The 3,315-nt window shown below is 62.7% G+C and carries 3 protein-coding genes and 1 pseudogene; 2 read left to right on the top strand and 2 right to left on the bottom strand.

Annotated elements, in window-relative coordinates:
* Window positions 1–187 (bottom strand): annotated as a pseudogene (locus EN925_RS29105) (permease); the annotation flags it as partial.
* 3 nt (window positions 188–190) lie between these two features.
* Window positions 191–991, bottom strand: coding sequence for a class I fructose-bisphosphate aldolase (locus tag EN925_RS29100; RefSeq protein ID WP_023756676.1), 801 nt, complete (start codon window positions 989–991; stop codon window positions 191–193).
* 162 nt (window positions 992–1,153) lie between these two features.
* Between EN925_RS29100 and EN925_RS29095 the strand changes: the two genes are divergently transcribed.
* Window positions 1,154–1,915: a DeoR/GlpR family DNA-binding transcription regulator gene (locus EN925_RS29095; RefSeq protein ID WP_013532952.1), complete on the top strand. Its 762-nt coding sequence runs from the start codon at window positions 1,154–1,156 to the stop codon at window positions 1,913–1,915.
* 267 nt (window positions 1,916–2,182) lie between these two features.
* A partial coding sequence (locus EN925_RS29090; protein ID WP_164894456.1) for a Gfo/Idh/MocA family oxidoreductase occupies window positions 2,183–3,315 on the top strand: 1,133 nt, incomplete at its 3' end.

The raw sequence follows: 3,315 nt of genomic DNA, 5'->3' as shown, positions 1-3,315 counted from the left end.
GCCATCCGACGAACCCGGCGCTTCCGCCGAGCCGCGCGACGGCACTTGCCGCCGTCGCGACGTTTCCCCCGAAAGCCCGGGCACTTTGCAAAACCTTCCCCTTGCCCGCCGACAACGGCTGATCGACATAGACGATGTCGTCGATCGCAATAGCTCCGAAGCCGAGGATTGAAGGGACGGCGGGCATCGTTCAGGCACCCGCCTTCGCCAAGGCGTCTTGCGCCGAAAGGCCGTCATGGATGACGCCCCGAAAGGCGATCGCTGCCTTTTCCGGATCGCCGTGCCCCCAGAGATTGCGGCCCACCACGGCACCGCGCGCGCCGGCACGGATGGCGTCCGCCGTCTGCTGAAGGGCGCCGAGCAGCGTGTCGGTCTTCGGACCTCCGGCGATCACAACCGGCACCGGGCAGGTCCGAACGGTCTCTCGAAACGACTCGAAATCGCCCGTGTAACCGATCTTGATCACATCGACGCCGGACTCGTAGCCGATGCGTGCCGCATAGGCGATCTCGTCGGGGGTGAAGACGATTTTTGCCCCGTCGGTGAAATCGCGAGGGTAGATATGCGCCACCACCGGCATGCCGTAACGAGCCGCCGCGTTCACCGAATCGGTCAGCCAGCGTATGTATTTTCCCTCGGTCGCGCCACGCACCGGAATGGCCACGGCCAACGCATCGGCGCCGGCGCGCACCGCATCCTCGGGCGTTGCAATCAGTTCACTGATGCGATCGTCTGGGGTGAAGCAGCCGGCCTGGATCACCAGGGAAGCCTTGCCCGCATATTGCGGCCACAGATGGCGCGCGGTGCCAGGCTGGATGCTGACGTAGTCGGGTTTGCCTACCATGACGCGTGCAAGCGCACCCGGCAGGTCGGCAAGACCTCCTTTGCGCACGTCGCCATAGCCGACAAAGTGGTCGACCGCGCCGCCAAAAAGATTCCCCGATGGATGTGAGAAGAGGCGCGCCAGGCGCACCTTGGTTCCGAGGCTCATGAGTCCAAAACTCTCCAATTGATTGATTTCAAAATCCTGGACCCAGTGTTTGCGAAAGAAATAACAAATGCAATCTTTCGAAAGCTTTCGAATTCCCCTATTTTCGGTAGAGTGAACCGAGGCCAGGGCGATCGCTTGGCGCATGGAGGCAAGGACAGGCCAATGTTGTCAGAGCAGAGACGCCAATCGATCCTGGGTGAAGTGCAACGCAGCGGACAGGTTCGCATCAAGGACCTGTCAGATGATTTTGGCGTGTCGGAAGTCACGGTGCGCTCCGACCTCGAGATACTGGATCGCAAGGGACTGCTGACCAAGACCCGCGGAGGCGCGGTGACCCGGACCACGGATTCGACCACGGCCGCGTTCGCCCGGCGGATGCAAACAAACCTCGATGCAAAGAAACGCATCGCCCGGGCAGCGATAGACCTGTTCGAGGACAACCAATCAGTCATCTTCGATGGCGGCTCGACATTGATGCAGGTTGCCATGCTGTTACCGCCGCTCAGCAATGTCGTGGTCGCGGCCACGGCGATGAATATCGTGCAGCATCTGATGCATCGGCCCGGGCTCGACGTTCACATGATCGGCGGCCGGGTCTACCCGGACACGGTAAGCACGCTGATCACCGATGCCGACACGGCTCTCGGCGGCTTGGTAGCGCATCAGGTCTTTGTTGGAGCGCATGCGATTGACTCGTCACTGGATGTGGTCGACGTGAACGAAGACATGGCGCGAACCAAGCGAAACCTCGTGCGCATGGCCCGGCGCGTTGTCCTCCTTGCGGATTCGAGCAAATGGGGCGTCAGCGGAACCTCCAAGGCCTTTTCGCTGTCGAGCGTCGATGTCGTGATCACCGACGATGGCCTGTCCGGCCCAATACGCAGCCAGCTTGATAGGACAGGGGCCAAGGTGATCTATGCCTGACCCCGTCGAGGTCCCTGGCCGCGGCGGAAATATCCGATGCGCGCATGACCCACGGCATCCGCATCGGCGGTCGGCCGTTTTTTCATGTCGGTCATTTTCTCCTCCCAGGACTGGCAGCCTCCCGATATCGCGCCAGCATTTTCGCATGTTGTATAAAAATTTTACGCGCGTCAATATTTAAAATGTTGTATAGCCCTTTGCGAAGGCGATCCGTTACTTCTGGGCGGATTCGGCAGACGGTGACCGCGTTGGGAGGTACGATCGAAAATGCACGGGATATCAACGACGAAACTCGGGATCGGCGTCATCGGATGCGGCAATATCTCGATGACCTATCTGCGCAATGCCGCTCTCTTCGGCGGCATCGAGTTGCGCGCCTGCGCCGATATCTCGGCCGACATGACGGCGCTGCGGGCGAAGGAATATGGCATACGGGCACTCGGCGTCGATGCACTGCTGGCCGATCCCGAGATCGATCTCGTCCTCAACCTGACCATTCCGGCGGCGCATTTCGACATTTCGTTTGCCGCCCTTTCGGCCGGCAAGCACGTCTTCACCGAAAAGCCGCTCGCCACCTCGGCGGCCGATGGACGGCGCCTGGTCGACGAGGCGCGGTCGCGCGGGCTGCTGCTCGGCTCGGCGCCCGACACCTTCCTTGGTGCAGCCGGACGCCGCGCCCGCCGGCTGATGGATGACGGCGCCATCGGCCGCCCGGTCACCGGCACCGCCTTCATGATGGGCCGCGGCATGGAGCACTGGCACCCCAACCCGCAGTTCTACTACCAGCCAGGCGGTGGCCCGGTGTTCGACATGGGCCCCTACTATCTGACCATGCTGGTCAATCTGCTCGGCCCGGTCGAACGCGTCATGGCGATGGCGACGCGCGGCCAGGAGGAGCGGCTGATCACTGCCGAAGGGCCATTCAAGAACACCACATTCAAGGTCGGCACGCCGACCAATGTGCTGTCGCTGCTGGAGTTCCGCTCCGGCGCAACCGTCACCTTCGGCGCCTCGTGGGATGTCTTTCGCCACTCCAACCATCCGATCGAACTGCACGGCACGGAAGGCTCGCTGCGCCTGCCCGACCCCGACACGTTCGGCGGCACCGTGTCGCTGTCGAAACGCGGCACCGACTGGAGGGATTTCGCCAGCGAAGGCGAACTCTATGGCGCCCGCAACTGGCCTTATGCGGCGCCCGATCGCGCCAATTACCGCATGCTCGGCGTCGCCGATCTGGTGCGCTCGCTTCAGACCGGCAACACGCCACGCGCCTCCGGCAATCTGGCGCTGCATGTACTGGAGATCATGGAGGCTATCCTGCGCTCCGGTGAAACACAGGGCTCGGTCAGCAGGGCCGGCTGGACGACATCGCCCGCGATGGCGTCCAGCCGGCCCTGCTG

Source organism: Mesorhizobium sp. M7A.F.Ca.US.006.04.2.1, assembly GCF_004022915.1.
GTDB lineage: Bacteria > Pseudomonadota > Alphaproteobacteria > Rhizobiales > Rhizobiaceae > Mesorhizobium > Mesorhizobium ciceri.
This window is presented reverse-complemented; position numbering and strand designations above follow the sequence as displayed.